Annotated in this window: 15 protein-coding genes; 12 read left to right on the top strand and 3 right to left on the bottom strand. The window is 34.2% G+C overall.

Features of this window, described 5'->3' with window-relative positions:
• The first annotated feature begins 570 nt into the window (after positions 1-570).
• Positions 571-1473, top strand: coding sequence for an AEC family transporter (locus B9N79_RS12740; RefSeq protein WP_040061187.1), 903 nt, complete (start codon positions 571-573; stop codon positions 1471-1473).
• A gap of 277 nt (positions 1474-1750) precedes the next feature.
• Here the strand turns inward: B9N79_RS12740 and B9N79_RS12730 are convergent, their stop codons facing one another.
• The gene (locus tag B9N79_RS12730) at positions 1751-2623 is read right to left on the bottom strand and encodes a LysR family transcriptional regulator (RefSeq protein WP_040061191.1); all 873 of its coding nucleotides are present in this window, start codon (positions 2621-2623) and stop codon (positions 1751-1753) included.
• 122 nt (positions 2624-2745) lie between these two features.
• Here B9N79_RS12730 and B9N79_RS12725 point away from each other — a divergent pair, with 122 nt between their 5' ends.
• Both B9N79_RS12725 and B9N79_RS12720 read left to right on the top strand, forming a co-directional pair.
• The gene (locus B9N79_RS12725; RefSeq protein WP_040061193.1) at positions 2746-3657 is read left to right on the top strand and encodes a DMT family transporter; all 912 of its coding nucleotides are present in this window, start codon (positions 2746-2748) and stop codon (positions 3655-3657) included.
• 340 nt (positions 3658-3997) lie between these two features.
• The gene (locus B9N79_RS12720) at positions 3998-4471 is read left to right on the top strand and encodes a YbaK/EbsC family protein (RefSeq protein ID WP_040061195.1); all 474 of its coding nucleotides are present in this window, start codon (positions 3998-4000) and stop codon (positions 4469-4471) included.
• A gap of 64 nt (positions 4472-4535) precedes the next feature.
• Here the strand turns inward: B9N79_RS12720 and B9N79_RS12715 are convergent, their stop codons facing one another.
• Both B9N79_RS12715 and B9N79_RS12710 read right to left on the bottom strand, forming a co-directional pair.
• Positions 4536-5636: an S-layer homology domain-containing protein gene (locus B9N79_RS12715; RefSeq protein ID WP_053102084.1), complete on the bottom strand. Its 1101-nt coding sequence runs from the start codon at positions 5634-5636 to the stop codon at positions 4536-4538.
• A gap of 213 nt (positions 5637-5849) precedes the next feature.
• Positions 5850-6863, bottom strand: a complete 1014-nt coding sequence (locus B9N79_RS12710) for a LacI family DNA-binding transcriptional regulator (RefSeq protein WP_040061197.1) — start codon at positions 6861-6863, stop codon at positions 5850-5852.
• A gap of 646 nt (positions 6864-7509) precedes the next feature.
• Here B9N79_RS12710 and B9N79_RS12705 point away from each other — a divergent pair.
• From B9N79_RS12705 to pgmB, 9 genes are all read left to right on the top strand, one after another.
• Complete coding sequence (locus B9N79_RS12705) at positions 7510-9204, top strand: alpha-amylase family glycosyl hydrolase (protein WP_040061199.1); 1695 nt, start codon at positions 7510-7512, stop codon at positions 9202-9204.
• A gap of 2 nt (positions 9205-9206) precedes the next feature.
• Positions 9207-10508 (top strand): ABC transporter substrate-binding protein, encoded by a 1302-nt coding sequence (locus tag B9N79_RS12700; RefSeq protein ID WP_046217587.1) that lies wholly within the window; start codon positions 9207-9209, stop codon positions 10506-10508.
• 132 nt (positions 10509-10640) lie between these two features.
• Positions 10641-11522: a carbohydrate ABC transporter permease gene (locus tag B9N79_RS12695; RefSeq protein ID WP_040061201.1), complete on the top strand. Its 882-nt coding sequence runs from the start codon at positions 10641-10643 to the stop codon at positions 11520-11522.
• The gene (locus tag B9N79_RS12690) at positions 11515-12363 is read left to right on the top strand and encodes a carbohydrate ABC transporter permease (RefSeq protein WP_040061416.1); all 849 of its coding nucleotides are present in this window, start codon (positions 11515-11517) and stop codon (positions 12361-12363) included. The genes B9N79_RS12695 and B9N79_RS12690 overlap by 8 nt, the downstream gene beginning before the upstream one ends.
• Positions 12364-12395: 32 nt before the next feature.
• A complete protein-coding gene (locus B9N79_RS12685) occupies positions 12396-13454 on the top strand; it encodes a zinc-dependent alcohol dehydrogenase (protein ID WP_085118443.1) in 1059 nt (352 codons plus the stop codon).
• A 111-nt stretch (positions 13455-13565) separates the two neighbouring features.
• On the top strand, positions 13566-14360 hold the full coding sequence (locus B9N79_RS12680) for a sugar phosphate isomerase/epimerase family protein (RefSeq protein ID WP_040061205.1): 795 nt from the start codon (positions 13566-13568) through the stop codon (positions 14358-14360).
• 16 nt (positions 14361-14376) lie between these two features.
• The gene (locus B9N79_RS12675) at positions 14377-15414 is read left to right on the top strand and encodes a Gfo/Idh/MocA family protein (RefSeq protein WP_040061207.1); all 1038 of its coding nucleotides are present in this window, start codon (positions 14377-14379) and stop codon (positions 15412-15414) included.
• On the top strand, positions 15411-17645 hold the full coding sequence (locus B9N79_RS12670) for a glycoside hydrolase family 65 protein (RefSeq protein ID WP_046217586.1): 2235 nt from the start codon (positions 15411-15413) through the stop codon (positions 17643-17645). The genes B9N79_RS12675 and B9N79_RS12670 overlap by 4 nt, the downstream gene beginning before the upstream one ends.
• 157 nt (positions 17646-17802) lie before the next feature.
• A complete protein-coding gene (gene pgmB / locus B9N79_RS12665; protein WP_040061211.1) occupies positions 17803-18486 on the top strand; it encodes a beta-phosphoglucomutase in 684 nt (227 codons plus the stop codon).
• The last annotated feature ends 197 nt before the right edge of the window (positions 18487-18683 follow it).

Genomic DNA, 18683 nt, shown 5'->3' with positions numbered 1-18683 from the left:
ATCTAACACATATACGGGGTTTTATTGGAGAATGTGTACAGCTGAAGAATGAAAAGAGCTTTATGATCTGTTAGGAAAAGCGGGTGCTAATATTCACATTTCTTGGCCACAGCAGGACATCAGCTCATGGCTCCAGAAGGGAGAGAAGCTGCAAAGCGGTATGAAGAAAGTTAATGGGTTTCCCTATGAGAAAACACCTTCAGTTTGAGGGTGTTTTTTGTTATGAAAATGGAGTTTGGTGAATTTGTTTCAAAATGAAACACTTTTCATACACTTGAGGAAAATAAAAACGATAACTGTTGATTGTTTATAAGGAGAGAAATATAATATTAAATAAAGTTAATTTAATATTCTGTTTATTAAGTTATTGGATAAGGGGAAGAATGGGGGAGCACATTCAGGTATTATATATGCTAGAAAATCCATTGATGCTTTCGAAAAGAATAAATAGATTGAAACAGAAAGAGCGTATTTCATTGACAAAGCAATCTATAAATAATATAGATTGCTTTTAAAGTGTTAGGAAAGCTTGTTACATAGCTTTAAATAATGATAATAAAGGTGAATAAAATGACATTTTTCACAGTTGTATTACCGGTATTTAGCATATTTCTCATTGGGTTTATTGGAGAGAAAAAGATTGGCTTTGATACAAGAACGATATCAACAATGACACTATATTTAATGTCTCCATTATTAGTTTTTAGAACTTTTTATACAATAGAATTTAACTTAGACTATTTATATTTGACGGTATATACGTTTGCTCTTTGTTTTGTATTAATCCTTATCGTGTATATAATAGCTTTTGTTCAAAAATACTCGCGGGCCGAAACATGTGGGATGATATTAGCATCTTCTTTTATGAATAACGGAAATTACGGAACTCCAGTAGCGCTTCTGCTTTTTGGAACAGCTGGTTTTGACTTTGCTATTATCTTAATGGTCATTCAGCAGCTTGTGATGTGTACAGTTGGGGTATATTATGCTGCAAAGGGCGGAGAAGAAGGTGATGGTATAAAGTTCGCAATTCGCTCGGTAAGACGCATGCCAACGGTGTATGGAGCAATTGCAGGAACGCTTTTTCAAATTTGTCATATTCCAATAGGTGACGCTCTTACAAAAGCAGTCGATTTAGTTGCTGATGCAACCATTCCTACTGTTATGATTATTTTAGGCATGCAGCTCGCTAAAATCTCGCTTCGGAGCATCCAAAAAAGCAAAGTTACTCTCTCTATTCTTATTAAACTTTGTATTTCTCCATGTGTCTCCTATATATTTACCCTTTTTTTACCCCTTGATGAGATGATGAAACAAATTATCATCATTATGGCAGCAATGCCAACAGCTGCTAACACGACAATGTATGCTGTCCAGTTTAATACAGATCCTGATTTTGTTTCAAGCGCAACGCTTATAAGTACGCTGTTAAGTTTAGTTACTCTTCCGCTTATTTTTGCTATTGTTCTTTAAATTCCTATTTGGCTGCTTGCGTTGTACATCAAGCAGATAGGGAGCGTCTTAAAGCTCCTGAAATATACTTAAAGAACACATAAAAAAGAAGCTTCTGTTATGAAGCTTCTTTTTTTATAGTAAAGAAAGTTTATAAGCGGTTTTACGTATTCTTTAACTTCTTCTTTGGACGAAAAGATTTCAACTTCCCAAATTAGAACGAGAATAGGAGAGAGGTGCACGGTTTCTTTTTTGTATTTTTCTTTCCTCCAAGAGTAAAGAGAGAATATCGTTCTTTTCATTGTTCTTTACCACTTAGCCAATCTTTTGTAATTTCTGCAAATTTTCGGCCTGCAGGTGATAGGTTATAGCGAGTCGCAAGGCCAATGGACCGATAGCTATTTACTTCAAGGGGAATTGCACGTAGCTGTTTTGGGAGAGAATCAAGTACCATCTCGGGAAGAATGCTTATCCCTAAATGATGACTAATCATCGACATAATAGCGGTTTCTTCCATAAGTTCAAATCGAATATTTGGTTGAACATTATATGCTTCAAACAGTCGTTTTACATCATGAGAGCCACCATATGAGGGCATGATAAAGTCGACTTTTTTAAGGTCTTCAAATGTTACAACAGGTTTGTTGTATAGTTCACTTTGATTAGAAACAATACATAGCAAAGGGTCATTTTTTAAGGGCATAATGTCAAACTGATTTGATTGTGTAATATTGACAAACCCACAGTCAATTTCTCCACTTAATAGCCATTGCTCAATTTCGAAATAATCTCCTTCTTTCAACTCAATATGAATAGCAGGATATTTTGCCTCCATTATTTTAATAATATCAGGAAGCCATTTCATTGATACACTCGTAAATATCCCGATTTTAATCGTTCCTTTTGAAAGTCCATTAAGACTAGCGGCTTCTTGATATACTTTTTCATTGTAGTGCAATACTTTTCGAATAGTGAAGAGAAGGTGTTCACCTGCATTTGTTAGTGTAACGCCCGTTTTATTACGGTTGATAAGAGTAAGTTCAAACTCTTTTTCTAAGCTTGTGATGGCATGACTAACCGCAGACTGCGTCAATTGTAAAGAATCAGCCGCTTTAGTGAAACTTCCAACTTCAGCAATTTTGCTGAAAATCTCAAATTTAACTAAGCTCATATGCTTCTCCTTTCTCATGAATTTTGTTCATGTAATAAATTATAAAGATTCATTTTATTAATATCAAACACTCTTGTATACTGTTGTTACATATTCATTGAAAGGAAAAGAGGGAGAGGGTAATGAGTTATAGAATGAGAGCCAATCTAATGATGGTTGGAGTTAATGTATTCTGGGGACTTTCCTATGTTTTTATGAAAATGGGGCTAGATTCCCTTGAATCTTTTAACATTATTGCGCTTCGATGTTTACTCGCATTCCTGATTGCAGGAGGCTTTTTTTATCGAAGGCTATTAAAAGCGAAACTAAGCACGGTGTTGTTTTCATTTTTACTTGGTATGATGCTATTTCTTGTTTTTTCTTCCGTTACGTTTGGAGTAGGAATGACCTCGGCATCTAGCGCAGGTTTTCTCGTTAGTCTTACAGTCATATTTGTTCCTATTCTTCACTGTCTAATCATTAGAAAACTGCCGTCTCTGCCCATTTCTCTCGGCGTTTTATTTTCTTTAACAGGGATTGGCATTCTAACGTTAAAAGGCTCATTAAGCATTAATACAGGAGATGCTTTATGCATAGGCACAGCACTATGCTATGCTATTCATATTCTCTTAACAGGAAAATTAACAAAAGGAGAAGATTCTATAACACTTGGTGTGCTTCAGCTCGGATTTGCAGGAGGAATTGCTCTTCTGTTCAGTCTGATTTTTGAAGATCCTTCACTTCCTTCAACAGGAGAGAGCTGGGTCGCCATTTTAGGACTGGGAATATTCTGTAGTGCAGTAGGATTTATTTGTCAAGCAGTAGCACAGCGCTATACAACACCAACGCATACGAGTTTGATTTTTGCGACTGAGCCTATTTTTGCAGCGTTGTTCGCCGTTCTTTTCTTAAATGAGGTATTCACATTAAGAGATGCTGCAGGCGCATTTATTATCATATGTGGAATTTTAATTGCCCAAATGAACAGTTTTTCTTTTAATAAAAAGGATTGGATTTATAGAAGAAGATGGCGCAAGCGAGAATCTAATCTTTGATAAAAATAGAATTTAAGAGAGGATTTCCTCCGGAGGATAGGGATTAACCACTTAATTTAGAAAAAAAAATTTTCGAATAAAGAAGGATATTATTGCAATCAGAGCAAAAAGAAATTTTAAATATGAGCTACAGAAAAAAGAGAAAAGCTCTTATCCTTTCCCGGATAAGAGCTTTTCTCTTTTTTAATAAAATATTTTCTATATTCCTCTTTTAGTTGATGGTTTTTATCATAATAAGAAGAAGGGTGATGGCTAACGAATATTTTAGAAAATGATATAATAAATAGATTGATGATAAAAAATATTAGATACAATCAAAAAGATAGGAAGGGAAAAATATATGTCAATTGAAAAAGTAAAGTCTTATTTTGCGAACTACGGAATGGAGAATAAAATAATTCAGCTCAAGGAATCAAGTGCAACAGTAGAACTAGCAGCACAAGCACTAGGGTGTGAGCCAGAGAGAATTGCTAAAACTCTTTCTTTCCGAGTTGGAGAAGAAGTTGTATTAATTGTAGCTGCTGGAGATGCTAAAATTGACAATCGAAAATACCGCGAAGAATTTGAAACAAAAGCAAAAATGTTGAGCGCAAATGAAGTTGAGCCTCTAACAGGGCATAGAATTGGCGGAGTGTGCCCATTTGCTGTAAATGAAGGGGTGTCAGTCTATTTAGATCAGTCACTTCAACGTTTTCAAACAGTATTTCCTGCATGCGGGAGCGGAAACAGTGCAATCGAGCTAACGATAGAACAATTAGAAGAGTATTCAAAATATATAAAATGGATAGATGTTTGTAAAGGATGGGAGAATTAAAGAGAAAAGCTATATTCTGGTCCATACATAAAGAGCCTTATCCATTTGGATAAGGCTCTTGTCATCAATATACTTTTTGTAGTTCAAAGATTCGTTCAGATGGTTGATGTGAAGCATCTACAACTAAGACAAGGCCAAGTCCTTGAACATAGTAATAGTAAATGCCATCATAGTCTTTAATTTCAATAGTATTTTTAAATGTAGCAGCAGGTGTTGTGATTGTTTTGTTCATAGAAGTTACAACGTAGTTTGTAACAGGGTCACCTTCGTAAAGTTGATAAGTCCACTTTGTATTTTGCTTTAGTGGATATGGGATTGTAAGGAGAATTTCAGAATTTTGGATACCAAAATCTAATCCTTTGTTATTTTCACGATATGAATAATATTCTTTTCCTTCACTTCCGCTTGCTGTCCATTTCTCTCCAAATTCATCTTTTCCTCCATATCTCCAAGTTTCTGTATAGTTATCGCTTGGATATTTATAGACAAATGTTTTACGAGGATTTAATTTCAATCCAGCTGTTACAAAGCGATTAGCACCATTGTCTTTAAAAGAAGGTTGAAGTGTGCGAGCTAAAAAGACCGAAAAATGTTGACGCGAAAGAGATTGATAAGGCTTGAATGTATTATCAGCATAACCAGTTGTAATATTATTGTATGCTAGAGCATTAATATACGTATAAAAGTCATTTGAATTTGGAACATCGGAAAACTCGCTAAGCGTTGAGCCTTTAATATTGTACGAAAGACTTAGTATTTTTGCCATTTGACCTCTTGTGAGCGTATCCCACGGATTAAAATATTTCTTTCCAGTATGAGGGTCTGTTTTCCCAGAGATAATGCCAAGTTCTACAGACTTTGCAATTTCTTCATACCCATAGTCGCCTTTTTTTACATCTGCAAATCCTGGATCCTTGGCGTTGAAATCTTTTATTCCTTTTGCTCGAAGAAGCATTTGTACGGCTTGAAGTCTTTTGATTGATGCTTCAGGCTTAAATGTTCCATCTTTATATCCTTTAATAATACTTTTATTAGCAAGGAAAAGAATCTCTTTCTTGTAAAGATTCACATCTTTAAAGGTAGTGCTAGCTTCTGCACGCTGAAAAGGCAAGGCTGCTGCAATAAGAAGACTTAAAACTAGAAATAGACGAACGAACTTTTTCACTACTATCCCTCCTGGTATATTCTTGGAATGTTACATTTACATTACTAATATATTACGTCATTATTTATCGGTCAATTGTTAATATTCAGAATATAATAAGAGGTTAAAAGATAAAGGAAAGAAATCTCCTTTATCTTTAAAAAAAGAAATAAAAAAAGATTACCTACTAGATTATAAGGTAATCTTTTTTATTTATAGACTCTTTTATTTTATCTATATAGTTTTTACTGAATTATTAATAATCCTTTCTGTAGTTACCACTTTACTTATTACTAATGACTTATCCCCTTTAATTTTTTTAAAAAGAATGTCTGTTCCAATATCTCCAAGCTTTTTAACTGGTATTTCTACACTCGTTAAAGAGGGGGATAAATATGGCGAGAAACTTGAATTACTATAACCTACAATTGATAAATCAGCAGGTATAGTTATTCCAATGTCCGCAGCAGCTTTATAAATACTCAAAACCTTTAAATCATCTGTAGCAAATACTGCTGAGGGTCGATGGTCACTTAGCAATAATTTTTTCGCAGCGTTAAATGCACTATCTACGTTAAAACCGCTATTAATAATCCAATCATTGTGTAGTGGCAAATTATTATCTTTCATGCAACCTTTATAGCCTTCCAATCGATCAATTGAAACGTGATACTCAAGTGGAGAATGAAAGCATGCAATATCTCTATGTCCTTGTTCAATTAAGTATTTTGTTAACTCATAACTATCTTGGTAGTTATTTGTATCCACAGAATAGATATTAGTATAACTTCCTTCTACTTTTCCAATAACAACAATAGGAATATTAAATACATCTAGTTGTTGAAAAAAATCCTCATTTACTGGAGAACTTAACATAATAATCCCTTTAATCATTTTTTCTCGTATTTTAGTAATACATTTTTTAACTTCATCTTTACTATTTTTTGAATTTTGTAATATAACATCGAAGTTTTCTTCTTCGGCTTTGGTAGAGATTATATTAATGATTTCAGAAAAAAACGGATTATTTTCAGTAGTTTTTGATGATCTAGAGACAATTAAAATAGCATCAAAACCAACAGAAAGAGCCCTGGCTAATTTATTTGGTTGATAGTCTAATTCTTCAATTGCCTTTAAAACACGATACCGGGCTTCATCAGATATATTGGTTTGATTGTTTAACACACGAGAAACAGTAGATTTTGAAACCTGTGCGACACGGGCGATATCATAAATAGTGTGCTTCAATTGATTTCCCCCCTTAGTTGTTTTAGTAGTATAAATTTAGGGTTATTATTTTAGCTAATAAATAAGCGTTAATAATTATGAAAGCGTTAACGTAAATAGTGATTAACATTTGAAGGATGGTTATCACTAGTAGAATACCTTCTACTTTCAGTAATGTAGATTAAAAATAAAGTTGTTCTGTTTAGCAAAAAGACGTGTTATTTTGAAAAAAGTTTAACTGTTTTAGAAGGATGAATCTAAAGGGAACATTATTATATCAGCATTTATAAAATAATTTGATCAAACATTTTTATAAAAACCAAACTTGAATTTGTTGGATAAGAATCCTTTTGCGTCTCTTTTTTCAAAATGGATTCTTTTTTGGTCTGTAGAATATGGGGGTTGTTGAACATTTTGATCAAACATTATTTTAAAGCTATAGTGAATTGTAGTGAAAGCGGTATACGATAAATTATAATCATGTACATCTCCTACTGCAATAGTAGTTTTATTATACGAGTCTAAAAGAATGTAAAACCCGTACGGATACACAGGTAAAAAATAACAGTGAACATTATGTATTGTCTAAGTTGACAGATAATATTTAATAAACTATATTAGTATTTGAAAGCGGTACCATGGGAGCGGTACCAAAAGGAGGGTTCTTATGAAAAAAATGAAAAAACGGCTTGAGTTTATTTATAGTAATCAAAATATTGAGAATATTTTGACCAGTATGAAAGAGAGAATTACTGAAACTAAAACTAAATCTCTTAAACGAAGAAAGCAAGATTGGGATCAAGAGGATGTTGTACTTATTACGTATGGTGATCAATTTTATGAAAAAAACATACCTACCTTAAAATCGTTTAAAAATATATTTGATAGTTATTTAGAAGACAAATTTGAAATTGTTCATCTCTTACCTTTTTATCCGTATTCATCTGATGATGGGTTTTCTGTGATAGATTATAAAAAAGTTAATCCTATACTAGGGGATTGGAAAGAGATAGAAAAATTATCTCATTCAACAAGAATTATGTTTGATGATGTATGTAATCATATCTCCGCTAAAAGTGATTGGTTTCAAGAGTATTTAAAAGGTAATCCCAAATATGAAAATTTTTTTACAGAAATGGATCCTAATGTTGATTTGAGTGCGGTTACAAGACCGAGAGCTACTCCTGTATTAACCAAATTTACTTTGGAAAATGGTGAGGAAAAGTACATATGGACGACATTTAGTGAAGACCAAATCGATTTAAATTTTAGTAATCCGCAGGTCCTTTTAAAAATGGTTGATGTATTACTTTTTTATATAGAACAAGGTGCTGAATATATTCGCTTAGATGCAATCGGATTTATGTGGAAAGAGATTGGGACTACATGTATTCATCATGAAAAAACACATGAAATTGTAAAACTATTCAGGGATGTTGTAGATGAGGTGGCAAAAGGAACAGTAATCATTACTGAAACGAATGTACCTCATAAGGATAATGTTTCTTATTTCGGAAATGGTAATGATGAAGCTCATATGGTATATCAGTTTCCACTACCGCCATTAGTTCTATATTCAATTCATAATGGAAATGGAAGCGCTCTCTCAGATTGGGCAAGACAACTTCCTCCAACAAGTAGCGATACAACTTTCTTCAACTTTTTAGCTTCTCATGATGGAATTGGAGTAAACCCAATCCGTGGAATAATACCTGAAGAAGAAATACTTTTAATGATTGAGGACTTGAAAGAAGAAGGTGCATTAGTTTCTTACAAAAAAAATTCAGATGGAAGTGAAAGTCCGTACGAAATAAATGTGACATATTTAGATGCTTTAAATAAAAAAGCGGATGATGATTTAATTCGTGTTAAACGATTTTTAGTTGCACATTCCATTCTATTAACTCTTCCGGGTGTTCCAGCTGTTTATATACAAAGCATACTTGGCTCACGAAATGACTATGAGGGCGTTTCAAAAACGGGAATGAATCGCTCTATTAACCGACAAAAGTATGATATGAACGAAATTGAAAATGAATTAACGAATACGGATACATTAAGAAACATGGTATTTACTGAACTGACAGACATCATCCAAAAACGAAAAAATGAGGCCCTTTTCCACCCAAATGTAAAAATGGAGGTATTGGACTTGGGTGAAAAAGTATTCGCTTTCAAACGTGTGAATGAACAAAAGGAAAACCTTTGGGTTATTCATAATTTGACGAATGCCATGGTGAATTGTGATCTAACCGGCAATTTCGTAAATATTATTACTGGGGAAAAGGTAGAATTAGACAATTCTGTATCTTTAAAACCATATGAGTTTTTATGGTTAAAGGCAGTTAATGGGGAGGATTAAGAATGATAAAAAAAAGCTTTATCATCATTCTCTTTTTAGTGCTAGCAATGGCATTATCTGCTTGCAAAGGAAAAGATGTAGGTGAGAACGGAGAAATAATTATTGAATTTATGCATTCATCAGTAGAACAAGAGCGTTTAGATGTAATTGACAAACTGGTAGCTAAATTTGAAGAAGAAAATCCAATGATAAAAATTAAACAAGTTCCTGTCGAAGAGGATACTTATAATACAAAGGTAGTGACATTAGCGAGTGCTGGAGAATTGCCTGCAGTAATTGAGGTTGGACAAGACTATGCAAAAGTAATGGACAAAGATCAACTTATCGATAAAGATTCTGTTGCAAACATTTTAGATCAAGTAGGAAAAGAAAATTACTATGAGGGTGCTCTGAACTTAGTTAAAACAGAAGATGGTAAAAGCTTCACAGGTGTTCCATTAAGTGGATGGGTGCAAGGTATCTGGTATAACAAAAAAATGTTAGCTGAAAAAAACTTTAAAGAGCCTAAAAATTGGGATGACGTACTTACAATTGCAAAAGCCTTTACGGATAAAAGTAATAAAAAATACGGGATCGCTTTGCCAACAATCGAAGGTGCATTCTCAGAGCAGGCATTTTCTCAATTTGCTTTATCAAATAATGCCAATGTGTTAGATGCAAAAGGGAATTTAACTATTAATACCTTAGAGATGAAAGAAGCATTGGAGTTTTATAAAGAATTATCGGATTATACTATGCCAGGTTCTAATGATACGACAGAAGTTAAAGATGCATTTATGAATGGAACTGCACCAATGGCTGTATATTCAACCTATATACTACCAGCAGTTTTTGAAGAGGGAAATGCAAATAATATTGGATTTGCAATCCCAACTGAAAAAACAAAAGCTGTTTTTGGAACCGTTTCTGCGTTAACCGTTTCTTCAGGATTAGAAGAGAAACAAAAAGAAGCAGCGGAGAAATTTGTTGCTTACATGTCCCAACCTGAAAATATGACATCCTGGGTGTTAATGTCTCCTGGTGGATCACAACCTGTTAATAAACTAGTAACTGATAATCCTGATTTTCAGGAAAATGAAGTTGTTAAATCTTTTGGTGAACTTTCAAGTGAGATTGCGGCATCGTTTGAAGATATTCAAGTCTTTGGCTTAGTAGACGGTAAAAACTATGTGAAGATGGGTGATATAACTAATTCAGGAGAAATACCCCAATTAATTAATAATATCACCGTTGGTAGGAAACATATAGAAAATGAACTTAAGGGTGCAGATAAAGCAATCAAAGCGGTATTAGAAGATCGATAAGAACAAATTAATTAAAGCAATCAGAATGATCATAGACAGCTTGTTAGTTGAGCTATTAAGTTAATTTTTCAACTATTAACTAGACTACTGTTCATGTGTTTATGATCTATATTTTCTTCTTAAGGAGGTACTATGAAAACAATAAAAAGAGAGAAATCAGATTTGAAGTTGGCAGTTGTTTTACTTGCTCCAAGTATCTTTTTATTACTATTGCTTGTTGCTTATCCGATGATTTCTAACATCCAAATTAGTTTCTTTGATCAACCTATTAATCAACGGTTAGATGCGACTTTTGTGGATTTGAATAACTATATTAATATTCTATCAGATGTTGAATTTTTCAAATCACTAGGAATTACAATTTCTTATACTGTTCTTGCCGTAGGCGGAAGCACAGCATTGGGATTGGTGGTTGCGTTATTCTTTAATCGACCATTTAAGTTTCGTAAGACAGCACGTTCATTAATTATTTTATCTTATGTTACACCTTCCATTTCTTTAGTATTTGCTTGGAAGTATATGTTTAATAATGGTTACGGTATTGTGAATTATTTAGGAGGAGATGTACTTCATTTATTTGATCAAGCACCTCTTTGGTTTGACAATCCTGTGAGTAGCTTTATATTAGTCGTGCTTTTTGCAATATGGAGATATTTCCCTTATGCATTCATTTCATTCTTAGCCATCCTTCAGACTGTAGATTCTTCATTATATGAAGCTGCTGAAATTGATGGAGCGGGAATATGGAATAAATTCAAAATTGTTACTTTACCAGCAATTATGCCAGTATTATTAACTGTTATTACTTTACGTTCCATTTGGTTATTCTACATGTTTACAGATGTATTTTTATTAACGAATAAAGTGAATATACTGGGAATTTATTTGTATGAAACAGCATTTGCTTTTAACGATCTAGGAAAAGCTGCCTCAATCTCAGTAATTCTGTTTATCATTCTGTTTATCGTAATTATGGTAGCAAGAAAGCGAGTGAATTTAAATGGCAATGGCTAGTAATAAGAAAAACAAGACGATAAAAGTGTTAACTTTTTACGTGGGTCTCATTTCGCTTCTAATTGTTTCTTTATTTCCTTTTTTTATTATGCTTATGACATCTTTTAAGAGTTCAAAGGAAGCTGTTGCCACAAATCCAACACTACTTCCAAAAGACTGGACGTTACAACACTATATAGATATCTTCGACCCTGATATCTTCCCATATTTAGCTTACTTTAAAAACAGTTTATTAGTTTCACTAACTGCGGCAGGATTGTCCGTTTTAATTGGTGTGTTTGGAGCTTACGCTTTATCGAGATTAAATTTCAAAGGCAGAGTAACAATCAATGCGAGTTTTTATACTGTTTATATGTTCTCAGGTATTTTACTTGTCGTGCCTTTATTTAAAATCATAGCTGGTCTTGGTTTATACGATACGAAGACAGCTTTAATTATTACGATGATTGTACAAACACTACCGACTGCCATTTTTATGTTAAGAAGTTATTTTGATACGATTCCTGGTGATCTTGAAGAAGCAGCTATGATTGATGGATTAAATAGAGTACAGATTATTTTCTATATTATTATTCCTTTATCCATCTCAGGAATCATATCGGTATTTGTTTATTCATTCATGGTTGCATGGAATGATTATTTATTTGCATCCATTTTCTTATCAGATTCTGCAAATTTCACTTTGCCAATTGGCTTAAACGCATTGTTCAGTACGCCAGACTATATATGGGGACGAATGATGGCTGCTTCACTAGTAACAGCACTGCCAGTTGTGATTATGTATGCAATTTCCGAGCGCTTTATTAAAGGTAACTTAACTGCAGGCGGAGTGAAAGGTTAATAGTTTAAAAAACGAAAGGGAGTTATATCACTATGAAAAAATTAGTTGCTGTAAAACCAAGAGAAGCTGCATTAATAGACTATAAAGATCGTCCTATTGAAAAAAATGAAGTGAAGATTCAGGTTAAGTTTGCCTCACCTAAACACGGGACAGAAGTTATCGATTTTCGTGGCATTACCCCATTTATAGGGGAACATTTCTCTGAAGAATGGCGAATGTTCATGCCAAGAGAGGAAGGATCAACACCAGGAATTGTATTTGGTGAATTCCAATTAGGAAATATGGTTGTCGGAGAAATTAGTGAAATTGGTAAAGAAGTTACGGAATATAAAGTAGGAGAAACAGTTTGTACGTATGGTCCAATTATGGAAACGGTCATTGTAAATACGATTGATAACCACAGATTACGTAAAATGCCTGATGAAGCCAAGTGGCAAAACGCTGTATGTTACGATCCCGCACAATTTGCAATGAGTGGGGTACGTGATGCCAATGTTCGTGCGGGTGACTATGTAGTAGTTGTTGGATTAGGTGCAATTGGTCAAATTGCTATCCAATTAGCAAAAAAAGCGGGAGCAAGCATTGTTGTAGGTATTGATCCAATTAGTCATCGCTGTGATATCGCTCTTCGTAATGGAGCAGATGTTTGTTTAGACCCAACTTCATGTGACGTGGGCTATGAAGTGAAGAAACTAACTAATAAAATTGGTGCCGATTCAATTATTGAAACAAGTGGAAATGCTGCGGCTCTTCAGGCTGCATTAAGAGGAATTGCTTACGGTGGAACAATTTCTTATGTTGCATTTACTAAGCCTTTTCCAGAAGGATTAAACTTTGGGCGTGAAGCCCATTTTAATAACGCTAAAATTGTATTTTCTCGAGCGGCAAGCGAACCGAATCCTGATTACCCGCGATGGAATAGAAAACGCATCGAAGATACATGTTGGGAATTATTGATGAACGGTTACATTAATTGTGAAGATATCATTGATCCAATTGTTTCATTTGAAGAAAGTGCCGAGGCTTACATGGAATACGTAGATCAGCGTCCTGAGCTAAGTATTAAAATGGGAATAGAATATAAAAAATAGGTAGTTTTTAGAATGGTGCCAAATCTAGCAGAAAAGTAGTTTAGGCACCATGTCTTAAATGATAGCTTACATGAATTTTAGATCCCAAAAGCGTATATAGGAGGGTTTTTAGTGAAAATAGGTACACAAAATCAAGATTTTTTCCCTAATGCGATTAAAGAAAAATTTCAATATTTAAAAGAGTTAGGCTTTGAGGGTTTTGAAATTGACGGAAAATATTTAATCGACAATATTAATGAAATAAAAGAGGCAATTATTGAAACAGGAATCCCTGTGACAACAGCTTGCGGTGGTTATAGTGGTTGGATTGGGGACTTTATTGAAGAACGCAGATTAAATGGCTTAGCTGAAATTAAACAAATTTTAAGAGCATTAAATGAAGTTGGAGGAAAGGGAATTGTTGTACCGGCAGCTTGGGGAATGTTTTCGTATCGATTACCTCCGATGGTTCCTCCACGGAGTCAAGGCGAAGATAAGAAAGTAGTGAGTGAATCCCTTATATATTTGAATCAAGTTGCTGAAGAAACGAATACAATGATTTTCTTGGAACCATTAAATCGTTATCAAGATCATATGATTAACAATTTGGAAGACGCCAGACGTTATATAGAAGACAATGGATTGAACCATGTAAAAATCATTGCAGATTTTTATCACATGAATATTGAAGAGGATGAGATAGCTGAAGCTTTGCATAAAAATAAGGATTTGATTGGTCATATACACATCGCCGACAACCACAGATATCAGCCAGGAAGTGGGTCACTTAATTTTAAAAAATATTTTGATCAGTTGAAAGAAGATGGATATGAAGGCTTTTTAACACTTGAATGTAGAGTAAGAGGTGACGATCTAGAAGCAGAATATAGAAAAAGCTTGTTTCATCTAAGAGAGTCATTGGTCTAAAAAGGAGCGTGTCATCATGCGGAAAAAGAAAGTAGCGATTATTGGTGGGGGACAAGTTGCTGAAAAGGTTCACGTTTCTTACTATCATACACGGGAAGAAATAGAATTGGTTGCAGTAGTAAGTCCAAATCAGGAACGGGCTAAGAGTTTTGCTGAACGAAATGAAATTCCCCGTTATTATACAGATTCTGCTGCAATGTATGCTATAGAAAAGCCTGATATCGTGAGTATATGTACACCAAATCGTTTTCATTTTGAAAATGTTATGCAGGCTTTATATTATGGTTGTGATGTTATGTGTGAGAAGCCACCTGCGATAACGGCTGATGAAGCAAAGAAGATGCAAGAAGAGGCAGAAAAAAACAATTGTATCCTTGCCTATAATTTTCACCACAGATTTGCAGATGATACTAGGGTATTACGTGAAAACGTGTTAAATGGCATTTTAGGAGATATATATGTAGTAAAAGCTAAAGCTTTACGTCGCTCCGGGGTTCCTGGATGGGGAGGGTTTACAAACTTATCTATCCAAGGAGGGGGACCGCTCATAGATTTAGGTGTTCACATGCTTGATGTAGCTTTATATGTATTGGGATATCCAAAAATAGAGAAAGTAACTGCAAAAATGTATCAGAAAATAGGAAACAAGAAATCTCATGGATCATTTGGGGAATGGGACCCAGAAAAATTTGAAGTTGAAGATTCTCTATTCGCTTTTATTGAATTAGAAGGAGGCGGCTTGTTGCAGCTTGAAACATCCTTTGCCCTGAATATAAAAGAAACTTCAATTATGAATGTTGAATTTTGTGGTGATCAGGCAGGTGCTACTCTTTTTCCTGCGCAAATCTATACCGATGATAAAGGCGAATTAGTCTCTCTACTTTTTAGAGAAACGGCTGATTTAGATCGCCACCAAAAAAGTATGACTGCTTTTGTTGATAAATGTTTAGGGGAAGACGTAATGATTGCTGATGGAAAACAAGGGTACATACTTCAACAATTAATCGAATCATTATATCAATCTGCTGAAAAAGGTGAAAGTGTATCTATATGAAGACACAACAAATAATTTATGATAAAAAATTTGATTTGCATTTTATTAATAAATATGCTAGTTTAATGGCTTTAGGTAATGGCTATTTAGGACTTCGTTCCGCATATGAAGAAGATTACCCCGATCAAACTAGAGGGATGTATATTTCTGGAGTTTATAATAAATCGAGTGTTAAGGGAACCTCCGAATTAGTAAATATACCGGATATAACTCATTTTCATTTTGAAATCGATGGGGAGATATTCTCACTGTTAGATGGAAAAATCCATTCTTATGAGCGTACTCTAAATCTTGTAAATGGTGAAATCACTCGTCGTATTGTATGGGAAAATCGTTTTGGAGATCGTTTTCGTTTTTGTTTTCAACGGTTTGTATCTAAAAATGATTTACACTTACTTGCATTAAAAGTAACCGTTACTAGTTTGGATAAAGCTGTAACATTTAACATTATGACGGGTATCGATGCCCAACAAACAAACTTTGGAAATCAACACCTTACTGAAGAAAATGTTCGAGTGTTTGATGAAGAAGTGATGCAAGGAATTTATGAAACCACTGAATCAGGACATATCGTAGCAGTTACAACGAGTTGTTCTTACTCTATAAAAGGCAAAGTGTCTTTTTTAGCGAAAAACCGAAAATTGCAAACAACAATGGAGATAGAGCTTCCTCAAAATACACCATTCATTGTTGAAAAGTTAGGTACAGTCTATTCATCACTAGATCAAGAATACGACGGATTAGACCCTCAGACTGCTGGTTTGAATGCATTACACGCTCATAATTTAATAGGATATGACAAGCTAATGAAGAAGTCAGCTCATAGTTGGAATAATTTTTGGCAGAAAAAACGTGTCAAAATCAGCTCAACAAATGACTTCGATCAATTGGCACTCGATTATGCAATCTATCAATTAGAAAGCATGACACCAGCCCATGACGAACGATTTAGTATTGGCGCTAAAGGACTAACGGGTGAAGGTTATAAAGGACATGTATTTTGGGATACGGAAATTTTTATGGCTCCTTTTCAATTATTTACTGAACCAGAAACAGCCAAGAAATTATTACGTTATAGATACTTGCATCTAGACCAAGCTAAAGAAAAGGCAGTTTTGTATCATTATAAAGGAGCTTTATTCCCCTGGGAAAGTGCCTTTACAGGGAAAGAAGAAACGCCGGAATTTGCTGCAATTAACATACGAACTGGAAAACGACAAAAAGTAGCATCCGCACTAGCAGAACATCATATTGTCGCAGATATTGCTTATACAGCAGTACAGTATTATCAAGCAACTCTGGACGATGAATTTATGAAAAAAGAAGGCCTTGCTCTTTTAAAAGAAACTGCTTTATTTTGGATTAGTCGAGTGACGGAGGTAGATGGAAAACTCTTTATTAAAGATGTTATTGGGCCGGATGAGTATACAGAGCATATCGATAATAATGCATATACAAACTATATGGCTTATTACAATGTTGAGCAGGCCATCTATTTTATGAACAAGTATGCCGATCAAAATCAGACTCTGTTGAATGAGGGGCAAGATTTTCTTAACCGCTTATATTTACCGAAGCCTAACGTTGATAATATCATTCCTCAAGATGATACATTCTTAAGCAAACCTGAAATTGATCTATCGACTTACAAAGAAAATCAAGGCAGCCAGGGCATCCTATTGGACTACTCTCGTCAAGAAGTAAATGAAATGCAAATATTAAAACAAGCCGATGTTGTCATGCTGCTCTATCTATTTCCAGATTTATTTTCAAAAGATGTGGTATCAAAAAATTTACACTATTATGAGAAGCGTACAATACATGATTCATCACTTAGTAAAGCCATACATGCGCTTGTTGCAGCGAGGTGTGGGGAAAGAAAACTAGCATATGAATTATTTCAAGAAGCATGCCTAATTGACTTAGGTCCGAAGTCTAACTCGTCAGATGAAGGACTTCACGCGGCTTCTCTAGGAGCAATATGGTTAGCTACGATCAATGGTTTTGCGAATCTTTCTATAAATAGGAAACAAATATTGTCTTTCAATCCTGAATTACCAGAAAATTGGAGAGAAATCACTTTTCCTATTCAATGGCAAGGTAGAACTTTGAACATTACGATAACTCATCAAAATATCGAGATAAAAAACGTTAGGGGACCAGAGCTTACTGTGGAGATCAATGGTAAGGAATATCTGATATCAAGTAAATTAGATGTGCTTTTAACATGAGAGGTAGCAAAGGAAAGTTATAATTTCGCCAGATTCTTATAAAGAAAGTTTAGCTGCCGGTCAGGTATCTAATGCAATACATGCGGGTTTTTGTAGAAAATATAAAAAGAATACTTCGAAATGTAGCATTGCTACTTCGATAAGAGGGGATTATGATATGAAAAATAATCATATTGATGCTGTTGTATTCGATCTTGACGGGGTCATAACAGATACAGCTCATTATCATTTTTTAGCTTGGAAACAACTAGCAGATGAGTTAGGAATAAAGATAGATGAAGAGTTTAATGAGAGACTTAAAGGTGTAAGTCGGCTTGATTCACTGGAGTTAATTTTACAAGAGGGTAACCGTGAAAATGACTTTACGTTATTAGAAAAAGAAGAAATGGCTGAACAGAAAAACACAAATTATTGTAACTATTTAAAGCAATTAGGACCAGAGCATGTTCTGCCAGGGATTTTAGAGTTAATTGCTAATATCAAAGCAGAAGGGGTACCAATAGGACTAGCTTCAGTTTCCAAAAATGCTACAACTGTTTTAAATGCCCTCAAATTACAAAACACATTTGATTACTGTGTTGATGCGGCAAAAATTAAAAAATCTAAACCAGACCCTGAAATATTCTTAACTGCATGTAAATCATTAGGAGCTAATCCGCAAAAATCTATAGGTATTGAAGATGCTATAGCTGGGATAGAATCAATTATAGCTAGTGAAATGTTTGCGGTTGGTGTAGGTAGTGAACTTGATAAATCAAACTATAAGGTATCAAGTACTCATGAATTACATTGGAATGTAATAAGGAATGTTTATGAAAAATGGATAGAAGGAAAGAAATAATGGTTTAGGTAGTACTGCCAATAAAACTCTGATATTCTTTTACTCTGAACTGGATTCTAAATAAATATTGGAAGAAGTTCAGGTTTGAAAAAAATATAGTAGAGAGTTTTATTAGTCCTTACCCCATGGAGGTTTTAAAATAAGTATTATCTCTTCTAGTGTTCAAGTGATTTTGACAAATAAACCCTTATTGTTGT

Origin of the sequence: Priestia filamentosa, assembly GCF_900177535.1 — a bacterium.
GTDB lineage: Bacteria > Bacillota > Bacilli > Bacillales > Bacillaceae_H > Bacillus_I > Bacillus_I filamentosa.
This window is presented reverse-complemented; position numbering and strand designations above follow the sequence as displayed.